The 19857-nt window shown below is 65.4% G+C and carries 19 protein-coding genes and 1 pseudogene; 16 read left to right on the top strand and 4 right to left on the bottom strand.

The features are described from left to right. The first annotated feature begins 91 nt into the window (after positions 1 to 91). From PV761_RS22590 to sucD, 3 genes are all read left to right on the top strand, one after another. Positions 92 to 799, top strand: coding sequence for a hypothetical protein (locus tag PV761_RS22590; RefSeq protein ID WP_347899804.1), 708 nt, complete (start codon positions 92 to 94; stop codon positions 797 to 799). Positions 800 to 1023: 224 nt separating this feature from the next. After that, the gene (gene sucC / locus PV761_RS22585; protein ID WP_011690680.1) at positions 1024 to 2193 is read left to right on the top strand and encodes an ADP-forming succinate--CoA ligase subunit beta; all 1170 of its coding nucleotides are present in this window, start codon (positions 1024 to 1026) and stop codon (positions 2191 to 2193) included. 11 nt (positions 2194 to 2204) lie between these two features. Then, the gene (gene sucD / locus PV761_RS22580) at positions 2205 to 3107 is read left to right on the top strand and encodes a succinate--CoA ligase subunit alpha (RefSeq protein WP_028271288.1); all 903 of its coding nucleotides are present in this window, start codon (positions 2205 to 2207) and stop codon (positions 3105 to 3107) included. A 102-nt stretch (positions 3108 to 3209) separates the two neighbouring features. Here the strand turns inward: sucD and PV761_RS22575 are convergent, their stop codons facing one another. From PV761_RS22575 to PV761_RS22565, 3 genes are read right to left on the bottom strand one after another with little or no spacing between them, the layout of a single operon-like run. After that, positions 3210 to 3704: an SRPBCC family protein gene (locus PV761_RS22575; protein ID WP_347899803.1), complete on the bottom strand. Its 495-nt coding sequence runs from the start codon at positions 3702 to 3704 to the stop codon at positions 3210 to 3212. Then, positions 3701 to 4228: an SRPBCC family protein gene (locus PV761_RS22570; protein WP_347899802.1), complete on the bottom strand. Its 528-nt coding sequence runs from the start codon at positions 4226 to 4228 to the stop codon at positions 3701 to 3703. The genes PV761_RS22575 and PV761_RS22570 overlap by 4 nt, the downstream gene beginning before the upstream one ends. Further along, complete coding sequence (locus tag PV761_RS22565; protein WP_347899806.1) at positions 4228 to 4587, bottom strand: helix-turn-helix domain-containing protein; 360 nt, start codon at positions 4585 to 4587, stop codon at positions 4228 to 4230. The genes PV761_RS22570 and PV761_RS22565 overlap by 1 nt, the downstream gene beginning before the upstream one ends. A 195-nt stretch (positions 4588 to 4782) precedes the next feature. Here PV761_RS22565 and PV761_RS22560 point away from each other — a divergent pair, with 195 nt between their 5' ends. From PV761_RS22560 to PV761_RS22520, 9 genes are all read left to right on the top strand, one after another. Beyond that, complete coding sequence (locus PV761_RS22560; protein ID WP_347899801.1) at positions 4783 to 5187, top strand: tautomerase family protein; 405 nt, start codon at positions 4783 to 4785, stop codon at positions 5185 to 5187. A 209-nt stretch (positions 5188 to 5396) separates the two neighbouring features. After that, positions 5397 to 6401, top strand: coding sequence for a 5-dehydro-2-deoxygluconokinase (iolC, locus tag PV761_RS22555; RefSeq protein WP_028271284.1), 1005 nt, complete (start codon positions 5397 to 5399; stop codon positions 6399 to 6401). Then, entirely contained in the window at positions 6398 to 7348 is a 951-nt protein-coding gene (locus PV761_RS22550; RefSeq protein ID WP_347899800.1) for a deoxyribose-phosphate aldolase, read from the top strand. Before iolC ends, PV761_RS22550 begins: the two co-directional genes overlap by 4 nt. 44 nt (positions 7349 to 7392) lie before the next feature. Then, a complete protein-coding gene (gene iolD / locus PV761_RS22545) occupies positions 7393 to 9321 on the top strand; it encodes a 3D-(3,5/4)-trihydroxycyclohexane-1,2-dione acylhydrolase (decyclizing) (protein WP_347899805.1) in 1929 nt (642 codons plus the stop codon). Between the two features lie 51 nt (positions 9322 to 9372). After that, positions 9373 to 10884, top strand: a complete 1512-nt coding sequence (locus PV761_RS22540) for a CoA-acylating methylmalonate-semialdehyde dehydrogenase (protein WP_347899799.1) — start codon at positions 9373 to 9375, stop codon at positions 10882 to 10884. Positions 10885 to 10906: 22 nt separating this feature from the next. Then, positions 10907 to 11818: a sugar phosphate isomerase/epimerase gene (locus PV761_RS22535; protein WP_028271280.1), complete on the top strand. Its 912-nt coding sequence runs from the start codon at positions 10907 to 10909 to the stop codon at positions 11816 to 11818. Between the two features lie 37 nt (positions 11819 to 11855). Next, positions 11856 to 12869 (top strand): Gfo/Idh/MocA family oxidoreductase, encoded by a 1014-nt coding sequence (locus PV761_RS22530; RefSeq protein ID WP_347899798.1) that lies wholly within the window; start codon positions 11856 to 11858, stop codon positions 12867 to 12869. A gap of 85 nt (positions 12870 to 12954) precedes the next feature. After that, positions 12955 to 13827, top strand: coding sequence for a sugar phosphate isomerase/epimerase (locus PV761_RS22525; protein WP_028271278.1), 873 nt, complete (start codon positions 12955 to 12957; stop codon positions 13825 to 13827). A gap of 10 nt (positions 13828 to 13837) precedes the next feature. Further along, positions 13838 to 15316, top strand: coding sequence for a sugar porter family MFS transporter (locus PV761_RS22520; protein WP_347899797.1), 1479 nt, complete (start codon positions 13838 to 13840; stop codon positions 15314 to 15316). Between the two features lie 81 nt (positions 15317 to 15397). Here PV761_RS22520 and PV761_RS22515 read toward each other — a convergent pair whose 3' ends face one another. Beyond that, positions 15398 to 15847, bottom strand: a complete 450-nt coding sequence (locus PV761_RS22515) for a MarR family transcriptional regulator (RefSeq protein WP_347899796.1) — start codon at positions 15845 to 15847, stop codon at positions 15398 to 15400. A 165-nt stretch (positions 15848 to 16012) separates the two neighbouring features. Here PV761_RS22515 and PV761_RS22510 point away from each other — a divergent pair, with 165 nt between their 5' ends. From PV761_RS22510 to PV761_RS22495, 4 genes and pseudogenes are all read left to right on the top strand, one after another. After that, positions 16013 to 17260 (top strand): MFS transporter, encoded by a 1248-nt coding sequence (locus tag PV761_RS22510; RefSeq protein ID WP_347899795.1) that lies wholly within the window; start codon positions 16013 to 16015, stop codon positions 17258 to 17260. Between the two features lie 28 nt (positions 17261 to 17288). Beyond that, positions 17289 to 18116: an aldo/keto reductase gene (locus tag PV761_RS22505; RefSeq protein WP_347899794.1), complete on the top strand. Its 828-nt coding sequence runs from the start codon at positions 17289 to 17291 to the stop codon at positions 18114 to 18116. 230 nt (positions 18117 to 18346) lie between these two features. Beyond that, the gene (locus PV761_RS22500) at positions 18347 to 19342 is read left to right on the top strand and encodes a substrate-binding domain-containing protein (RefSeq protein ID WP_028271273.1); all 996 of its coding nucleotides are present in this window, start codon (positions 18347 to 18349) and stop codon (positions 19340 to 19342) included. Between the two features lie 71 nt (positions 19343 to 19413). Next, positions 19414 to 19857 (top strand): annotated as a pseudogene (locus PV761_RS22495) (ABC transporter permease); the annotation flags it as partial.

Here is a 19857-nt window from a genome sequence, read left to right as displayed (position 1 = left end):
GAGGGGCCTTCGGCCGTCCAACGTTCGCCATACCCCATTCTATAATTACGAAGCGAATTTCAGACGCAGGACACTAGCCGGTGACGGCATAATGGAGGCCATGCGACGGACTGTACCGGGGATCCTGGCCGCCCTCATCCTGCTGGCCTGCACTGCGTGCACCATCACCCGGGAGGACCCGGACTACGTCCCGCCGCCGCCGCTTTCCGCGCTGGAACAGCTCAAGCAGGCCCCGGTGGCGGACGCCGCCCCGTTCTCCGCAGGGGAAGGAGTGCTGAGCTTCGTCACTGCCGATCACAGCGCCGTCTGTTCGCTCACGTCGCAACGCGGCGAGCACATCAACCTGCCGTACGAGCAGAACGCCTACAGCGACGCCGCCAACAACAAGCTGGCCATCGTACCGGTGGCGCACTGCGAACTCGCCGTCTACCCCAAACCCGAAGCCGCCGACGTGACCGACGACTGTGCCGGCACCGGCCTGGGCTACCTCGGCGGCGCCGCGCTGCTCACCCCGGACAAGGCGACGTACGGGGAATGCCGCTCCGGTGTAACCCGGATGGAAGCGGAATTCGGGCCCAAGGGCACCAAAGCCGGCTCCATCTCCCAGCTCCCCGTCCTGGCGGACGGACAGAACCTTGAGCGGAACGGCCTGCGCTGCTCGGCCTACAACGACGGTGTGGCCTGCGGAAACGTCTCGGCCGGCGTTGCTTTCTTCATTTCGCGGGACCATTACGAACTAGTTTCCGGAGCGGGCGCGGACCCCTCCGCAACGCCGTCAGGGGCGCCAAAATCCCCGTAATCTAGGGGTTTTTCTACGCTCCATAGAATAGTGTCCTTACTCACATAACAGGTAGTCTGGAACGGGCCGGTCCGAAGAAAGGACTAGAGTTCCGAGAGGAGCATTGCGCCGTGTGGCTCGTTTCCTAACCTGTCGCAGGGTGCGTTTATTCCGCAGCCCGGTAACCACGATTACGTGGGGTCCGGCTGTACAGAAACTACTTCGACGTAGAAGGACACTAAACCGTGGACCTGTTTGAATATCAGGCGCGCGATATGTTCGAGGCGCACGGTGTACCCGTGCTTGCTGGCATCGTGGCGCACACCCCTGAAGAAGCAAAGGCAGCTGCCGAGAAGATCGGCGGCGTAACTGTCGTCAAGGCACAGGTTAAGGTCGGTGGCCGCGGCAAGGCCGGCGGCGTTAAGGTCGCTAAGACCGCCGATGAGGCGCTGGAGCACTCCACCAACATCCTGGGCATGGACATCAAGGGCCACACGGTCAACAAGGTCATGATTGCCCAGGGCGCGGACATCGCCGAGGAATACTACTTCTCCGTCCTCCTGGACCGGGCCAACCGCAACTACCTGGCCATGTGCTCGGTAGAAGGCGGCATGGAAATCGAACAGCTCGCCGTCGAACGCCCCGACGCCCTGGCCAAGGTCGCCATCGATCCCGCAGTGGGCATCGACCAGGCCAAGGCCGACGAAATCGTTGCCGCTGCCGGCTTCGCTGAGGAACTGCGCGGCAAAGTCGCCGACGTCATCCTGAAGCTCTGGGACGTTTTCAAGAAGGAAGACGCCACCCTGGTGGAGGTCAACCCGCTGGTCAAGACCGGCGCCGGCGACATCGTTGCCCTTGACGGCAAGGTGACCCTGGACGAAAACGCCGATTTCCGGCACGCCAAGCACGCACTCCTGGAAGACAAGGACGCTGCTGACCCGCTCGAGGCCAAGGCCAAGGCGCAGGACCTGAACTACGTCAAGCTGGACGGCGAAGTCGGCATCATCGGCAACGGCGCCGGCCTGGTCATGTCCACCCTGGACGTCGTTGCCTACGCCGGTGAAAACCACGGCAACGTCAAGCCGGCCAACTTCCTGGACATCGGCGGCGGAGCCTCCGCCGAGGTCATGGCAGCCGGCCTGGACGTCATCCTGGGCGACGAGCAGGTCAAGTCCGTGTTCGTCAACGTCTTCGGCGGAATCACCGCCTGCGACGCCGTGGCCAAGGGCATCGTCGGAGCACTGGCCGAGCTGGGCCACTCCGCGAACAAGCCGCTGGTCGTCCGCCTCGACGGAAACAACGTCGAGGAAGGCCGCCGCATCCTGGCCGAGGCCAACCACCCGCTGGTTACCCTGGCCGCCACCATGGACGAGGGCGCCGACAAGGCCGCCGAGCTCGCCAACGCAGCTAAGTAAAGGGACGCACCATGTCTATCTATCTGAACAAGGACTCCAAGGTCATCGTCCAGGGCATCACCGGCGGCGAAGGTACCAAGCACACCGCCCTGATGCTCAAGGCCGGCACCAACGTTGTTGGCGGCGTCAACGCCCGCAAGGCCGGCACCACGGTCCTGCACGGCGATAACGAAATCACCGTTTTCGGCACCGTCAAGGAAGCCATGGCCGAGACCGGCGCCGACGTCTCCATCGTCTTCGTCCCGCCGGCATTCACCAAGGACGCCGTCGTTGAAGCCATCGAGGCCGGCATCGGCCTGGTCGTCGTCATCACCGAAGGCGTGCCGGTACAGGACTCCGCCGAGTTCTGGGCGCTGGCGCAGGCAACGGTTGATGCCAACGGCAAGCAGATCACCCGCATCATCGGACCGAACTGCCCCGGCATCATCACCCCGGGTGAGGCCCTCGTAGGCATCACCCCGGCAAACATCACGGGCAAGGGCCCCATCGGCCTGGTCTCCAAGTCCGGTACCTTGACCTACCAGATGATGTACGAGCTGCGCGACCTGGGCTTCTCCACCGCCATCGGCATCGGCGGCGACCCCATCATCGGCACCACGCACATCGACGCGCTGGAAGCCTTCGAAGCCGACCCCGAGACCAAGGCGATCGTGATGATCGGCGAGATCGGCGGCGACGCCGAAGAGCGTGCCGCTGACTACATCAAGGCTCACGTCACCAAGCCGGTTGTCGGCTACGTGGCAGGCTTCACCGCTCCGGAAGGCAAGACCATGGGCCACGCAGGCGCCATCGTCTCCGGCTCCGCGGGCACCGCACAGGCCAAGAAGGAAGCCCTTGAGGCTGCGGGCGTCAAGGTCGGCAAGACGCCGTCCGAGACCGCCAAGCTCCTGCGCGAGGTCTTCGCGACCCTCTAGGTCACGCCCCCTGCTCGCAGGAATGTTTTAGAGTACGACGGCGTCCGGCCGCCTTCCCCTTGGAAGGTGACCGGACGCCGTCGTACTTTTCTTTTAAGCGGCTTAAGCGGCGGACCCGGCGGGGGACCGGCCGAGCAGCTCGTCCAGATGGTCGTAGCCGGCGGCGATGCCGGATTCCATGCCGTCGGCAAGGAACCTCTCGCGGGCCTCGACGCTGGGATACACGGAGCGGCCGGTGAGCCGGGAGCGTCCGCCCGGCAGATCCTGGAATGTTGCGAATTCCAGGGTCACGGTGTCCGGGTAGCCCTCATACTCAAAGGTCTGCAGCACGAAGGCGTTCTCGCGGACCGTATGGAAGACGCCGCGGAACGCGTGCTGGCGGCCGTCCCGCCCCTCCTGCACGAAGCGGTATGTTCCGCCCGGGCGGCAGTCGAAGACGTCGATCCTCGTGCTCAATTCCCGCGGTCCGATCCACTGCCGGAAGACCTCCGCATCGGAGTGGGCGCGGAAGACCGCTGCCGCCGGGTAATCGAACTCGCGCTCGGAGTCCACAAACGGCACGTTCTCCGGGGCCACGAGCTTCAGCGCGTTGCTCATGCCGTCACCTTTCCTGCCTCCGGCTGGCCCGTGCTGGACGTGCCGGTGGCCGCGCCGCTGAGGAGCTCGTCGAGCCGCTCGTAGCCCTCCGTCATGCCGCCTTCCATGCCGGACTGCGCCATGCCGTCGCGGGCCTCCTGGCTGGGGTAGACGGAGTGCCCTGTCAGGCGGCACCGGCCGCCGCCCAGGTCCTCGAAGGTGAGGTACTCGATGCTGACCACGTCCGGATAACCGTCGAATTCGAAGGTCTGGACGGCGAACTCATTGTCCCGGACGGTGTGGAAGATGCCGCTAAAGCCGTAGCTCTGGCCGTCTGGTGCCGTATGCGTGTAGAGGTAGCTTCCGCCGGTCCGGAAATCGTAGTGGTCGATGTCCATCCGGAGTCCGCGGGGGCCCAGCCACTGGGCGATCAGCTCCGGCTCCTTGTGGGCGCGGAAGACATCCGCAACCGGGAAATCGAACTCCCGCTCGTACTCGATGAAGGGCTGCCCCTCCGGAACGGAGAGTTTCAAGGAATTGCTCATCACGAATCCTTTGCCTGAGTGCCGCGTGGAGCGGCGTTTGCTTGGAGCACGGCATCAAGGCTGCGGAACTGCCCCTCGCGGACCAGCCGGTACTGGTCGATCCATGCGGTGAGCGCCTCCAGCCGTGCGGGGTTCAGGTGGACGGGCCGGCGCTGGGCGTCACGCGTGCGGGTGACCAGCTGTGCCTGCTCGAGGACCTGGATGTGCTTCGAGACCGCCTGCTTGGTGATCGCGAAGGGTTCCGCCAGTTCGTTTACGGTGGCCGGGCCCCGGCTGAGCCGGGAGATGATGCGGCGGCGGACCGGGTCGGCCAGGGCCAGGAAGGCTGCGTCGAGCAGTTCGTCGTCGCCGGTTTCCATGGCCTGCCAATCACCCCGTCCGTTGCCAGTTGTCAAAACAGTGAACCTGTAATCAATCAATTGCTTTATCAACCTTTTGGTTGTTTAAAGCTACGCCTGGAACGTGATCCGTGGCAAGGGGTCATTTCCGACGGGCCTTGTCCTTCGCGGATGTACTTTGTTAGTATGTCAGGACAAACTACTGAAGGAGCTAGTGTGCCGCTGGTACGAATTGATGTGAACCAGGGGCGCAGCCCCGAGGATCTGCGCCTCCTCAGCCGGGGAATCCACGATGCGATCCTGGCCGAGTACGGGATTCCGGAGCGCGACTATTTCCACGTCCTCACCGAACACCCCCGCGGGCAGATCTTCGCCCAGGATGCCGGACTCGGCTTTGAGCGCACCCCGGATGTGGTGATGATCCAGATTTTTACCCAGGGCGGCCGGAGCCAGGATGCGAAGCAGTCCCTCTTTGCGGCCATCGCCGGGAGGCTGGCGGAGCTGGGTGTGGCCGGTGAAGACGTGTTCATCGGGTACGTGGAGAACACTGCCGGTGACTGGTCTTTCGGCTTCGGGCGGGCCCAGTATGTCACCGGCGAACTGGCCGTTCCGCGCAAATAATCGCCGCACTTCAGGCCGTGATGTGCGGCCCGGAGGCTGCCATTTCACCGCGCTATGCCAAGTTGTAAATATGTCAGTACAAACCTTTGACAGGACAATAATTCTAGGGCAAAGTAGTGGTTGTGGCCCCGCTCACGGGGGTCCGCCAGGAACCGGAGCTCTATCTGTTCAGAGGTACAGAGTTCAAACCAGAAAGGTCCGCGATTACCGTGACCCACGAACTGCTCACGATCGGGCGCATCAGCGTTGATATCTACCCGAATGACATCGGGGTTGATCTGGAGGACGTCACGTCCTTTGGAAAGTACCTCGGTGGATCACCTTCCAACGTGGCTGTCGCAGCCGCCCGGCACGGCCGCCGGACCGGAGTGATCACCCGCACCGGCGATGACGCCTTCGGAAAGTACCTGCACCGGGAACTCCACAAATTTGGTGTTGATGACACGTTCGTTGCACCGGTGAAGGAATGGCCCACCGCGGTGACATTCTGCGCGATCAAGCCGGCCACGGACGAGTTCCCGCTCTACTTCTACGGACGCTTCCCCACGGCACCGGACCTGCAGATCAAGGCCGACGAGCTGGACCTTGACGCCATCCGGGACGCCGGGATCTTCTGGTCCACCGTCACCGGCCTGTGCCAGGAGCCCAGCCGCGAAGCGCACATCAAAGCCCACGAAGCGCGGGACCGGGACAAGCTGAGGATCGGTCAGTACACCATCCTGGACCTGGACTACCGCCCCATGTTCTGGGCGTCGGAAGAGGAAGCCCGGGCCCAGGTCGCCAGGATCCTGCCGCATGTCACGGTGGCGATCGGCAACGACAAGGAATGCGCCGTGGCTGTGGGTGAGGGCACCCCGGACGAGCAGGCCGACCGGCTCCTGGCTGCCGGCGTCGAAATCGCCGTCGTCAAGCTCGGCCCCGAAGGCGTGATGGCCAAGACCCGCACCGAGCGCGTAGTGTCCGCCCCCGTTCCGGTGGAGACCGTCAACGGCCTTGGTGCCGGTGACTCGTTCGGCGGAGCGTTCTGCCACGGACTGCTGTCCGGCTGGAGCCTCGCCGAAGTCCTCGACTACGCGAACGCCGCCGGCGCGATCGTCGCCTCCCGCCTCTCCTGCGCCGACGCCATGCCGACGCCGGAAGAGGTCACCTCACTGCTGGCCGAGCGCGGCCGCCTGGTTCCCGGTCAGTTCGCCACTGAAGGAGCAGCACTGTGACCCTCACACCCATCGCCTCGAACAATGCCCTCGACGACGATCCCCGCCGCTACGCCCACCTGAGCACCATCCGCTTGGAGGACCCGGAGGCTGTGGCCCGGGCCGCCAAGGCCCGGCGCCGGCACCCCGGCCTCAAGTACGGCCGGCAGAACTTCATCGTCGCGGCGGACCACCCGGCCCGCGGGGCCCTCGCCGTCGGCAATGATCCCGTGGCCATGGCGGACCGCCGCCAGTTGCTGGACCGGCTGCAGATCGCACTGGCAAACCCGGACGTGGACGGCGTGCTGGCCTCCCCGGACATCATGGACGACCTGCTGCTGTTGGGCGCACTCGACGGCAAGCTGCTCTTCGGATCGATGAACCGCGGCGGGCTCTCCGGCCTGGTCAACGAATTCGATGACCGCTTCACCGGCCACACCGCCGCCGCACTGGAAGCGCTCGGGGCCGACGGCGGCAAGATGCTCACCCGCATCTGCCTCGGCGACACCGACACCGTGGCCCTGCTGGAAGCGACAGCCAAGGCCATCGACTCCCTCGCCGAACGCAAGCTGATCGCCATGGTGGAGCCTTTCCTGTCCGTCCGCGAAAACGGCAAGGTCCGCAACGACCTCTCCACCAACGCCGTCATCAAATCCATCGCCATCGCTGAAGGCCTCGGCTCCACCAGTGCCTACACCTGGATGAAACTCCCCGTGGTGGCCGAGATGGAGCGCGTGATGGCCGCCACCACCATGCCCACCGTGCTGCTGGGCGGAGACCCGGAAGGCACCCAGGACGAAGTGTTCGCCACCTGGGAAGCCGCCCTGGCCCTCCCCGGCGTGCAGGGCCTCACGGTCGGCCGGACCCTCCTGTACCCGCAGGACGGCGATGTTGCCGGCGCCGTGGCCACCGCCGCCTCCCTCCTGCACCAGACCGCATCAGCCCACACCGCAGAAGTATCGGAGTAATTCCCATGGGGATCAGAACTGGCAACGCCGCCGGAACCCGTCGAATGACCGTGGCCCAGGCCGTGGTGGAGTACCTTTCCAAGCAGTACACCGTTGATTCCGTCGGCGGGCTGGACTACCGGGAGCGCCTGATCCCCGGAACGTTCGGCATCTTTGGCCATGGCAACGTTGCCGGCGTCGGCCAGGCCCTCAAGCAGTACCAGGCTGCCGACCCGACGATCATGCCGTACTACCAGGGCCGCAACGAGCAGGCGCAGTCCCACCAGGCCGTGGGCTACGCCCGCCACACCCGCCGCCGCCAGACGTTCGCCATCAGCACCTCGATCGGGCCCGGCTCCTCGAACCTGCTGACCGGCGCGGCCCTGGCCACCACCAACCGCCTGCCGGTGCTGCTGCTGCCCAGCGACACCTTCGCCACCCGCGCCGCGGACCCGGTCCTGCAGCAGCTTGAACAGCCCTACGCCTACGACATCACGGTCAACGACGCCTTCCGGCCGCTGTCCAAGTTCTTCGACCGGGTCAACCGGCCCGAACAGCTGTTCTCCGCGTTCCACCACGGCCTCCGCGTCCTGACGGATCCGGCCGAAACCGGCGCCGTCACCATCTCGCTGCCGCAGGACGTCCAGGCCGAAGCCTTTGACGTGCCCGAGGAGTTCCTGGCCGAACGCGAATGGCGCATCCGCCGCCCCGACGCCGACGACGAGGACATCCGCCGGGCTGCCGTTGCGATCCGCGCCGCGAAGCGCCCGCTGATCATCGCCGGCGGCGGCGTCCTCTACGCCTTCGCCAACGATGAACTCGCCAAGTTCGCCGAACTCACCGGCATCCCGGTGGGAAACACCCAGGCCGGCGTCGGTGTCCTTCCGTGGGACCACAAGTTCTCCCTCGGAGCCATCGGCTCCACCGGCACGACGGCGGCCAATGCCATCGCGGCCGAGGCGGACCTGATCATCGGGATCGGCACCCGCTACGAGGACTTCACCACCGCATCGCGGACCGCGTTCCAGAACCCGGACGTGAAGTTCATCAACATCAACGTCGCTGCCATCGATGCCTACAAGCACGGCACCACGCTGCCGATCGTGGCCGATGCCCGCAAGGCCCTGATCAAGCTCAACCAGGCGCTGGGCGGCTACCGCGTCGGCGCCGACCTTGAACAGCAGGTCGCTGCGGAGAAGAAGCGCTGGGACGCCACCGTTGACGAAGCGTTCGACACCCGGTTCACGCCGCTGCCGGCCCAGAACGAAATCATCGGAGCCACCAGCCGGGCCATGGCTGCCCAGGACGTCGTCATTTGCGCCGCCGGTTCGCTGCCCGGCGACCTGCACAAAATGTGGCGCGTCCGGGACGCCTTCGGCTACCACGTGGAATACGCCTACTCCTGCATGGGCTACGAAATCCCCGGCGGCCTGGGCGTCAAGCGCGCCGCCCTGGCGGAAGCCGCCGCGGGCGGTGCCCAGCGCGACGTCGTCGTGATGGTGGGGGACGGCTCCTACCTGATGATGCACACCGAACTGGTCACCGCCGTCGCCGAGCGGATCAAGCTGATCGTGGTCCTGATCCAGAACCACGGCTACGCCTCCATCGGATCCCTTTCGGAATCCCTCGGTTCACAGCGCTTCGGGACCCAGTACCGCGCCCTGAACGAGGAACAGCACAGCTTCGACGAAGGCGAAACGCTCCCGGTGGACCTGGCCCTGAACGCCGAAAGCCTCGGCGTGAAGGTGATCCGGATCGAACCGGGGGAGAAAGTCATCGCCGAACTCGAACAGGCCATCCGCGATGCGAAGGCCGCACCGGAGCGCGGCGGACCCATCCTGATCCACGTCGAATCCGACCCCCTGCTGGATGCCCCGAGCTCCGAGTCATGGTGGGACGTTCCCGTCTCCCAGGTCTCCGACCTGGACTCCACGCAGCAGGCCTTCAAGACCTACACCGACCACAAGAACCGCCAGCGCAAGCTGCTCGGCTGAATTTCCAGACACGCAGCCCTCTTTCCCCACAGACCAAGGAAGTCCCACACCATGTCAACGACGACCGTCACCACCACGATCAACCACTTCATCAACGGGGCCGAAACCGCCGGCGAAGGCACCCGCACCCAGCCCGTCTACAACCCCGCGACCGGCGCCGTCTCGGCAGAGCTGCGTCTGGCCAACCGGGCGGACCTGGACGCCACCGTGGCCGCGGCCCGCAAGGCCGCCGATTCCTGGGGCGACATCTCCCTGGCCAAGCGCACCGCGGTGCTGTTCAAGTTCCGCGAACTCGTCGCCGCGCATGTGGATGACCTCGCCGAACTGATCACCGCCGAGCACGGCAAGGTGCTCTCCGACGCGAAGGGCGAGATCGGCCGCGGCCTGGAAGTCATCGAGTTCGCGTGCGGCATCCCGCAGCTGCTCAAGGGCGACTACTCGGACCAGGTCTCCACCGGCATCGACGTGTTCTCCTTCCGCGAACCGCTCGGCGTCGTCGCCGGCATCACCCCGTTCAACTTCCCGGTCATGGTGCCGCTGTGGATGGCACCGATGGCCATCGCCACCGGCAACGCCTTCATCCTCAAGCCCTCCGAGCGCGACCCCTCCGCCTCCATGCTGCTGGCCAAGCTGTGGAAGCAGGCCGGCCTGCCCGACGGCGTCTTCCAGGTCCTGCACGGCGACAAGGAAACTGTTGAGGGCCTGCTGACCCACCCGGACGTGGACGGCATCTCCTTCGTCGGCTCCACCCCGATCGCCCAGTACGTCCACGAGACCGCCACCAAGCACGGCAAGCGCGTCCAGGCCCTGGGCGGCGCGAAGAACCACGCCATCGTGATGCCCGACGCCGACCTCGACAACGCCGCCGACCACCTGGCTGCCGCCGCGTTCGGTTCCGCCGGGGAGCGCTGCATGGCCATCTCCGTCGCCGTAGCCGTCGGCGATGCCGCCGAACTGCTGGTCAAGAAAGTCGAAGAGCGCGCCCTCGCCGTCAAGGTCAACAACGGCACCGCGCCCGGCGCCGAAATGGGCCCGGTCATCACGCCCGCCTCCAAGGAACGCATCGTCAAGATCGTCACCGAGGCCGAAGCCGCCGGCGCTGCCATGGTGGTGGATGGCCGCGACCTGGTGGTCCCCGGCCACGAGGAAGGCTTCTGGGTGGGCCCCACGGTCCTGGACCACGTCAAGACCGAAATGACCGCCTACACCGAGGAAATCTTCGGCCCCGTCCTCGTCGTGGTCCGCGTCGAGGACCTGGACGCCGGCATCGCGCTGATCAACTCCAACCCGTACGGCAACGGCACCGCCATCTTCACCTCCTCCGGAGCCAACGCCCGCAAGTTCCAGCGCTCTGTGACCGTGGGCATGATCGGCATCAACGTGCCGCTGCCCGTCCCGGTGGCCTACCACTCCTTCGGCGGCTGGAAGGCTTCACTGTTCGGCGACAAGCACATCTACGGCCCGGAAGGCGTGTCCTTCTACACGCGTGGCAAGGTAGTCACATCACGCTGGCCGGAGCCCACCCACGCCTCGGGTGCCTCCTACAACTTCCCGTCCAACTAACACCCAGAGAGACAACGCTGTCATGACTGAGAACAAACTGATCATCGGCACCGCACCGGACTCCTGGGGCGTCTGGTTCCCGGACGACCCCAAGCAGACCCCGTGGGAGCGCTTCCTCGACGAAGTGGCCGAATCCGGCTACAAGTGGATCGAACTCGGCCCCTACGGCTACCTGCCTACCGACCCCGCCCGGCTGGCCGAGGAGCTTAAGGCCCGCGACCTGAAGGTCACCGCCGGAACGGTCTTCACCGCCTTCCACCGCGGCCTGAACCAGTGGGAATCCGCCTGGGAGCCCGCCCGCAAGGTCGCCGAGCTCACCGCTGCCATGGGCGGGGAACACATCGTGGTCATCCCGGCCATGTGGCGCGATGACGTCACCGGTGAAGCCGTGGAAAGCGGCCAGCTCACAGAGAAGGCATGGAGCGACCTGTTCGCCGGGCACAACCGGCTGGGCAAGACCCTGCTGGAGGACTTCGGCCTCAAGCAGCAGTTCCACTCCCACGCCGATTCCCACGTCGGAGCCCAGGAGGACATCGAAACCCTCCTGGCCGCAACGGACTCGAAGTACCTGAACCTCTGCCTGGACACCGGCCACGCCGAATACTGCGGGGCCTCCAGTTTGGAGCTCATCAAGAACTACCCGGACCGCATCGGCTACCTGCACCTGAAGCAGATCAACCCGGACATCCTCAAGAAGGTCAACGAGGAAAACATGACCTGGGCCGCAGCCAACCTTGCCGGCGTCATGACCGAGCCGCCGAACGGGCTGCCCGACCTGCGCGCCGTCATCGAAGCAGTGGAGGCACTGAACCGGCCCATCTTCGGCATCGTGGAGCAGGACATGTACCCGGTGGCCTTCGACGTCCCCATGCCGATCGCCAAGCGCACCCGCAACTACCTGCTGTCCTGCGGCTCCCGCACGGCAGTCAACTAACCGCCGCCCAGGCACCCGAAACGTAAGGAAAAGAACAATGACTGAAACCCTTCGCGTCGCCGTCATCGGCGCCGGCCGCATGGGCGCGGACCACATCCAGCGCCTCAGCAAGCGCATCCACGGCGCTGAAGTCGCCGCGGTAGTCGACGTCGACCTTGCGCGTGCACAGGCTGCCATCGAAGGCATCCCGGGCGCGGTGGCCCTGGCCGACGCCGACGAAGCACTCAACAACGGCGACGTCAACGCCGTCCTGATCGCCACGCCGGGCTTCCTGCACGAGGACATCCTGCTGAAGGCCCTCGCCAAGGACATCCCGATCCTCTGCGAAAAGCCGCTCACCCCGGACGCCGAATCGGCATGGAAGATCGTCGAGGCCGAGGAAAAGCTGGGCCACAAGCGCATCCAGGTGGGCTTCATGCGCCGCTTCGACGCCGAATACGCAGCCCTGGGCCAGGTCATCCGCGACCAGGAACTCGGCGAACTGCTGATGCTGCACCACCAGCACCGCAACCCCACCACCCCAGCCGGCTTCACCAACGAGATGCTGATCAACGACTCGGTGGTGCACGAATTCGACGCCATCCGGTACTTCACCGGAGAGGAAATCACCAGCGTCCAGGTCCGTCTGGGCAAGGCCACGAAGAACGCTCCGGCCGGCCAGCACGATCCCCAGCACGTCCTGGTGGAAACCGAGTCCGGTGTCCTGGCCGACGTCGAAATCTACGTCAACGCCAAGTTCGGCTACGAAGTGGCCACGCAGGCCTCCTTCGAAGACGGCATCGTCAGCATCGGCGGCGACAAGGGCCCCTACACCCGCAGCGCCGGCCGGTGGGGCGGCAACGTGACCCCCGGCTTCGAAGAGCGCTTCGGCGCGGCCTACGACGTCGAAATCCAGTCCTGGGTGGACGCCGCCCTCCGCGGCGAAATCGGCGGCCCCACCGCCTGGGACGGCTACGCCACCGCAGCATGCTGCGAGGCCGGCGTCGAGGCGCAGAAGAACGGCGAAAAGGTCGCCGTGAAGCTGAACGCCAAGCCCGCCCTCTACAGCTAGGAGGAAAGGGAAGGGAGCCGCGGCTCCCTTCCCTTTCCGTCCCGTCCCTCGCACAACCTGACTCATCCACAATGGAGTGTTCCACGTGAAAATCGCACTTGATCCAACGCCGTTCCACCACTCGCACGGCCTGCTCGAATTTCCCCGGGTGGTGGCGGACCTCGGCTACAAGTACATGCAGATGACCCCGCACGCCGACTTCATCCCGTTCTACAACCACCCGAAGGCCGACGACGAACTGGTGGGCCAGCTGAACAAGGCCTGCAAGGATGTGGGGATCGAAATCGCCTCGGTCCTGCCGGTGCTCCGCTGGTCGGGTCCGGACGAGGATGCCCGCGAAGCCGCCGTCCGTTACTGGAAGCGCGTCATCCAGATCACCGTGGACCTCGGGGTCAGCACCATCAACACCGAGTTCAGCGGACGCCCGGAGAAGGCCGAAGAATCCGAGCGCGCCTTCTACCGCTCCATGGAAGAGCTGCTGCCCATCATCGAACGCGAGGGCATCGACCTGCTGATCGATCCGCACCCGGATGACTTTGTGGAGGAGGGCCTGGCCGCCATCCGCGTCATTCGCGGCCTGAACTCAAAGAACGTGGGCCTGGTCTACGTGGCATCGCACAGCTTCCACATGAAGAACGCACCCCTGGACATCATGCGCGCCGCGGGGGACAAGCTCCGCCTGGTCCACGTGGCAGACACCATGAACCACCACGCCTCGCACGGCCTGCGCTACATCACCAACCCGCCCGGTAACGCGGTCCGCGTCCACCAGCACCTGAAGATCGGCGACGGCGACGTGAACTGGGAAGAATTCTTCGGCGGCCTGCAGGAGATCGGCTTCCTGGACCGCGAAGACACCGTGATGGTGTCCAGCGTGTTCGCCGAGGACGAGAACGCCGCCGAGGTTTCCCGCTACCAGCTGGACACGATGAACAACTACATCGCGAAAGCCCGGTAGCGGCCGCCCTATGAAGCAAACGGAAAATACACTTCCCAGTACTTCGGCACGGCCGCAGGCCGGCCCGGCGGATTCTGCCGCAGCAACACCCAATCCCAAGGGATTCATGCGGCGGGTGGCCCTGTTTTCGACGTTCGGCGGCCTGCTCTTCGGCTACGACACCGGCGTCATCAACGGTGCCCTGCCGTTCATGCAGCGGGACCTCGGGCTGACCCCTCTGACCGAGGGCCTGGTCACCTCGACCCTGCTGTTCGGCGCGGCGTTCGGCGCCATCACCGCCGGCCGGCTGTCCGACCGGTTCGGCCGCCGCAAGACCATCATGGCGCTGGCGATCATCTTTGCGCTCTCCACCATCGCCTGTTCCCTGGCGCCCACCACCGAACTGCTGGTGCTGGCCCGCACGGTCCTGGGCCTGGCCGTGGGCGGGGCATCGGTGATCGTGCCGGTGTACCTCGCGGAAATGTCGCCGGCCGCCCAGCGCGGCCGGATCGTGACGCAGAACGAGCTTATGATCGTCACGGGACAGTTCCTGGCGTTTACCTTCAACGCAGTCCTGGGCAACGCCTTCCCGGAAGCCTCCCACGTGTGGCGCTGGATGCTGGTCATCGCAACGCTGCCCGCCGTCGTCCTCTGGTTCGGCATGCTCCTCCTCCCCGAGAGCCCCCGCTGGCTGGCGTCCGCCGGACGCTTCGGCGAGGTCCTCGAGGTGCTGCGCAAGACCCGCGCCTCGGCCGACGTCTCCACCGAATTCGATGAGGTGCGGCAGGCGGCCCGCGAGGACTACCAGTCCAAGCTCGGAACGTTCCGGGACCTCACCGTGCCATGGATCCGCAGGATCTTCGTGGTGGGCCTGGGCATGGCGGTGATCAACCAGATCAGCGGCGTCAACGCCATCATGTACTACGGCACCTCCATCCTCTCCAGCTCCGGCTTCGGTGATCAAGGCGCCCTCCTGGCCAACGTGGTCAACGGTGTGACGTCCGTCGTGGCCGTCATCATCGGCATGTCCCTGATGACCAAGGTGCGCCGCAAGTCCATGCTGGTCGTGGGCCTGGCCGGCACGGCATCGTCGCTGCTCGCGATCGGCCTGATCTCCATGCTGATCCCGGAAGGCACGCTCCGCGGCTACCTGGTGCTGCTGTTCATGGTGACCTTCCTGGCTTCCATGCAGTCCTGCATCGGCACGGTGACGTGGCTGACGATGTCCGAAATCTTCCCGCTGCATGTCCGCGGCATCGGCATGGGCATCTGCGTGTTCGTGCTGTGGATGATCAACTTCCTGATCGGGTTCTTCTTCCCGCAGATGGTGGCTTCGATCGGCGTTTCGACCACCTTCTTCATCTTCGTTGCCATCCAGCTGGCGGCCATCGTCTGGGTGAAACGGGTAGTGCCGGAAACCAAGGACAAGAGCCTCGAGGACCTGGAGCACTACTTCAAGAACGCCGCTGCCGAGAAAACGGCGGTCAAGGATCCGGCCGACGTGAAATAAGTCCACGCACGGAAGCAAGGCCACACAGCAAAAGCCCCGCGGGCGCGCTTCGGCGCGGCGCGGGGCTTTTGTGTTGTCTGCCTAGGCGTGTGCGTGCAGCCTGGGCAGGGCGTCGACCAGCGGGGCTAGCTCCGGGATCTCCTGGGCTTCGGCGAGGGCCCGCTCCAGGGTGGCGTCGTGGGCAGGACGTGCCTCGTCCAGCAGCTTGATGCCGCTCTCCGTCAGTTCGGTGTAGATGCCGCGGCGGTCGTCCGCGCACAGGATCCGCGTCAGCAGGCCGCGGTCCTCGAGCCGGTTGACCAGCCGCGTGGTGGCGCTGGCGCTCAGTGCGGTGGCACGGGCCAGCTGCTGCATGCGCATGTGCCAGCCGTCCTGCCGGCTCAAGGCATCGAGCACGGTGTATTCGACGATGGACAGCTGGGCTTCAGCCTGCAGCGAGCGTTCCAGTTCCGACTCGATCAGTCCGTGCAGGGCCGCGAGGGTCCGCCACCCTTGCGCGCGGACTTCAACGGCGTCGTCCTTGATGCCCATGTGTACTTCCCTTCGAATGGCGTACCCCGCGGATGTGTGAAACGGGACACAACAAATAATAGTTGCTTGCGCGCTGTATCTGCTTGTGCAACAATAAATAACGCGTCTGCAACTACTAGCTTACGCGCCCTACCCCATTCCGTACAGTTTTGAAGGAGCTTCGCCATGCCTATTGGCCTGTTAGCCCTCGCCCTCGGCGGGTTCGGGATCGGACTCACCGAGTTCGTGATCATGGGCCTGCTGCCCGAGGTTGCTGCCGACTTCGGTGTCAGCGAGGCCACGGCCGGCTGGCTGATCTCCGGCTACGCCCTCGCTGTCGTCGTCGGCGCCCTGCTGCTCACCGCGGCAGTGACGCGCTTTGAACGCAAGCCCATGCTTGCCGTCCTGCTGGTGCTGTTCATTGCCGGCAACCTGATCTCGGCCATCGCCCCCGGCTACTCCATGATGATGGTCGGCCGGATCGTTGCCGCACTGGCCCACGGTGCGTTCTTCGGTATCGGTGCCGTGGTGGCCGCTGACATGGTTGCCCCCACCAAAAAAGCCGGTGCCATCGCCTTTATGTTCACCGGACTCACGGCCGCCAACGTCCTGGGCGTGCCGTTCGGCACCATGCTGGGGCAGGCCGCGGGCTGGCGCTCTACGTTCTGGGCCATCACGGGCATCGGCGTCCTCGCCCTGATCGGCATCCTGACCCTGGTGCCCACGATCGGCCACGGCGACGCGGCTGCCCAAGCCTCCTCCGGCGGCCTCCGGGGCGAGCTGCGCGCCTTCCGCTCCGGCCAGGTCTGGCTGTCCATCCTGGTCACCATCCTCGGTTACGGCGGCATGTTCGGCGCCTTCACCTACATCGCCTTCACCCTCACCGAAGTTTCCGGATTCGCAGCCTCCACGGTGCCCTGGCTCCTCATCCTCTTCGGCGTCGGACTGTTCGTCGGCAACACCGTGGGCGGCAAGGCCGCGGACCGCAATGTGGACCGCACCCTGCTGGTTGTCCTTGCGGTGCTGGTGGTGGTCCTCGTGGCCTTCGCCCTGACTGCCGGCAACCAGCCCCTCACCATTGCCTCCATCGTGCTGATGGGCGGCTTCGGATTCGCCACGGTCCCCGGACTCCAGATGCGCGTCATGAAGTACGCCAGCAGCGCCCCCACCCTGGCGTCCGGTGCCAATATCGGTGCCTTCAACGTCGGGAACGCCCTTGGCGCCTGGCTCGGCGGCGTGACCATCACGGCCGGGCTCGGCTACACCTCGCCGATCTGGGCCGGTGCGGCGATCACCGTCCTCGGGCTCGGTGTGATGGCTTTCGCCGCCGCCAAGGCCGGCAGGCGCGCCGACAACGGTACGACGGCGGCAGTCTCCGCACCCGCTGGTGGCGACTCACCCGCCGCTGTTGAAGCACCCGCCGGTGCCCGCTGACTTGAAACCCACCAACACAGGAGCAACCATGACTTCCATACCCTCCGTCACGCTCAACAACGGCGTGGAAATGCCGCAGCTCGGCTTCGGCGTCTTCCAGGTGCCCGACGACGAAACCGCCGCGGCGGTCAGCGCCGCCCTTGCCGCCGGCTACCGAAGCATCGATACGGCGTCCATCTACGGAAACGAGGAAGGCACCGGCCGCGCGCTGGCTGGGTCCGGCATCCCCCGCGAGGAGCTGTTCGTGACCTCCAAGCTCTGGATTGACGACCTCGGCCGCGAGGCCACCCTTGCCGCGTTCGACGCAAGCCTGGCCACGCTCGGGCTCGATTACCTTGACCTCTATTTGATCCACTGGCCTGCTCCGGAATCCGGCAGGTACGCCGACTCGTGGCTGGCCCTGGAGCAGCTCCTGGCGGACGGCAGGGTCCGGGCCATCGGAGTCTCCAACTTCCTCCCTGAGCATCTGCAGCGGGTGATTGAGCTGGGCGGAACAGTTCCTGCGGTCAACCAGGTGGAGCTCCACCCTGCCCTGCAGCAGCGCGACGTCCAGGCGTTCGGTGATGCGCACGGCATTGCCACCGAGGCCTGGAGCCCGCTGGCGCAGGGTGCGGTGCTGGACCACCCCGCCGTCGTCGATATCGCAGCACGGCATGGCCGTAGCCCGGCGCAGGTTGTGCTGCGCTGGCACCTGCAGCAGGGGAGGGTTGTCATTCCCAAATCGGTGACCCCCGCCAGGATCCGGGAGAACCTGGATGTCTTCGGGTTCACCCTCACCGTGGAGGATTTGGAAGCCATTGACGCCCTGGAACGGGACGGGCGCACCGGGCCGCATCCCGCCAGCTTCCACGGCTGAGGAGCGTGCCCCCAGGGCTGATCAAGGGCTCTCACCGCAGCGCCGGGGATGGCGGCATCAGCCGTCATCCCCGGCGTTTTTTGGTGTCTCAGGGCGCCGTTTCACGTCAAAACATCCTAATGTCAGGACAAACTATTGACATTAGTGAGCTGAATCACCATGATCTAGGTAGACAGTGCTCCGGCGGCTGCAGAGTGGCAGCCCGGAACCTGAGATCAAAGGAGATTAACGTGGCAAAATTTTCCTGGCGCAAGGCGGCTCTCGTTGCGGCGGTGGTGCCGATGATGGCGCTGAGCGCTTGCTCAAGCACAGGCGGAAAGCCTGCCGAGAGCGGTGGCGGCGCAGGCGGCGGCCAGGTGGCCACCACCGAGCGCATCAAGATCGCCCTGATCACCCACGCCGCAGCGGGGGACACCTTCTGGGACATCGTCCGCAAGGGCGCTGAGGAAGCCGCCGCGAAGGACAACGTGGAACTGCTCTACACCTCCGATCCGGAAGGCGGCCGCCAGGCCCAGCTGATCGAACAGGCCGTGGACCAGAAGGTGGACGGCATCGCGGTCACCCTGGCCAAGCCGGACGCCTTGAAGGATGCCCTGAAGAAAGCCACTGACGCCGGCATCCCCGTCGTCAGCCTCAACGCGGGTGAAGACGCTTCCAAGCAGCTCGGAGCCTTCACCCACTTCGGCTCAAACGAAAAGCTCGCCGGACAGGCAGTCGGTGAGAAGCTGGCTTCGCTGAACTTCAAGCACCCCATCTGCATCATCCAGGAGCAGGGCCACGTGGGCCTGGAAGCGCGTTGCGCGGGCGTGAAGGCGAAGGTAGCCGGCACCGAGATCCTGTATGTCAACGGCCGCGACATGACCGAAGTTTCCTCCACCATCACGGCCAAGCTGCAGGCCACCAAGGACGCTGACGCGATTATCGGCCTCGGCGCCCCCATCACCCTGACCGCGCTGAAGTCCATCGCCGACTCCGGCAGCTCCGCGAAGGCGGCGTCGTTCGACATGAATGCCGACCTGGCGCAGAAGATCGTGGACGGAACGGTCCTGTTCACGGTGGACCAGCAGCCCTGGCTGCAGGGATACGGCTCCATCGATGCGCTGTGGCAGTTCAACCGTGGCGGCTTCGAAGTGGGCGGCGGACTGCCTGTCCTGACCGGCCCCACTGTTGTGGACAAGGACTCCGCCGCCGACGTCCTCAAATTCGCCCAGCAGGGCGTCCGCTAACCAGCAGGCATCCCTGGCCGCGGGAGGGCCGGCCATCGGTTCTCCCGCAGCCAGACCAACAAGGAGTTTCCATGACACAGACGTTAGCCAAGCCGGCCCCGCTGGCACCGGATGAGCGGATCGGCCGCCGCAGCCCGTTCCAGAAGCTGCTCGGGCGGCCCGAAGTCGGCGCCCTGGTAGGCGCAATAGTCCTGTTCGTTTTCTTCTCAGTGGTTTCATCCACCTTCATCCAGCCGAGCTCGTTCGCGACTGTGCTGTACGGATCCTCCACCATCGGCATCATGGCGGTGGGCGTGTCACTGCTGATGATCGGCGGCGAGTTCGACCTCTCCACCGGTGTTGCAGTGATCAGCTCCGCACTGACCGCCTCCATGTTTGCGTGGTACTTCTCGCTCAACGTCTGGGTCGGTGTTGCCCTGGCCCTGGTGGTGTCACTCACCATCGGTTTCATCAACGGCTGGATCCTGGTGAAGACCAAGCTGCCCAGCTTTATCGTCACGCTGGCCACGTTCCTG

This window comes from Arthrobacter sp. CC3, from assembly GCF_039907775.1.
Classification (GTDB): Bacteria; Actinomycetota; Actinomycetes; order Actinomycetales; family Micrococcaceae; genus Arthrobacter.
The sequence above is the reverse complement of the archived record's forward strand: the minus strand, read 5'-3'. Positions and strand labels throughout refer to the sequence as shown.

Coding starts and splice junctions, on each gene's coding strand:
- PV761_RS22540 (WP_347899799.1), top strand. CDS start 9,373: ATGTCAACGACGACCGTCACCACCACGATCAACCACTTCATCAACGGG.
- PV761_RS22575 (WP_347899803.1), bottom strand. CDS start 3,704: ATGAGCAACGCGCTGAAGCTCGTGGCCCCGGAGAACGTGCCGTTTGTG.
- PV761_RS22505 (WP_347899794.1), top strand. CDS start 17,289: ATGACTTCCATACCCTCCGTCACGCTCAACAACGGCGTGGAAATGCCG.
- PV761_RS22590 (WP_347899804.1), top strand. CDS start 92: ATGGAGGCCATGCGACGGACTGTACCGGGGATCCTGGCCGCCCTCATC.
- PV761_RS22515 (WP_347899796.1), bottom strand. CDS start 15,847: ATGGGCATCAAGGACGACGCCGTTGAAGTCCGCGCGCAAGGGTGGCGG.
- PV761_RS22510 (WP_347899795.1), top strand. CDS start 16,013: ATGCCTATTGGCCTGTTAGCCCTCGCCCTCGGCGGGTTCGGGATCGGA.
- PV761_RS22530 (WP_347899798.1), top strand. CDS start 11,856: ATGACTGAAACCCTTCGCGTCGCCGTCATCGGCGCCGGCCGCATGGGC.
- sucD (WP_028271288.1), top strand. CDS start 2,205: ATGTCTATCTATCTGAACAAGGACTCCAAGGTCATCGTCCAGGGCATC.
- PV761_RS22535 (WP_028271280.1), top strand. CDS start 10,907: ATGACTGAGAACAAACTGATCATCGGCACCGCACCGGACTCCTGGGGC.
- PV761_RS22570 (WP_347899802.1), bottom strand. CDS start 4,228: ATGAGCAATTCCTTGAAACTCTCCGTTCCGGAGGGGCAGCCCTTCATC.
- PV761_RS22565 (WP_347899806.1), bottom strand. CDS start 4,587: ATGGAAACCGGCGACGACGAACTGCTCGACGCAGCCTTCCTGGCCCTG.
- PV761_RS22520 (WP_347899797.1), top strand. CDS start 13,838: ATGAAGCAAACGGAAAATACACTTCCCAGTACTTCGGCACGGCCGCAG.
- iolD (WP_347899805.1), top strand. CDS start 7,393: ATGACCGTGGCCCAGGCCGTGGTGGAGTACCTTTCCAAGCAGTACACC.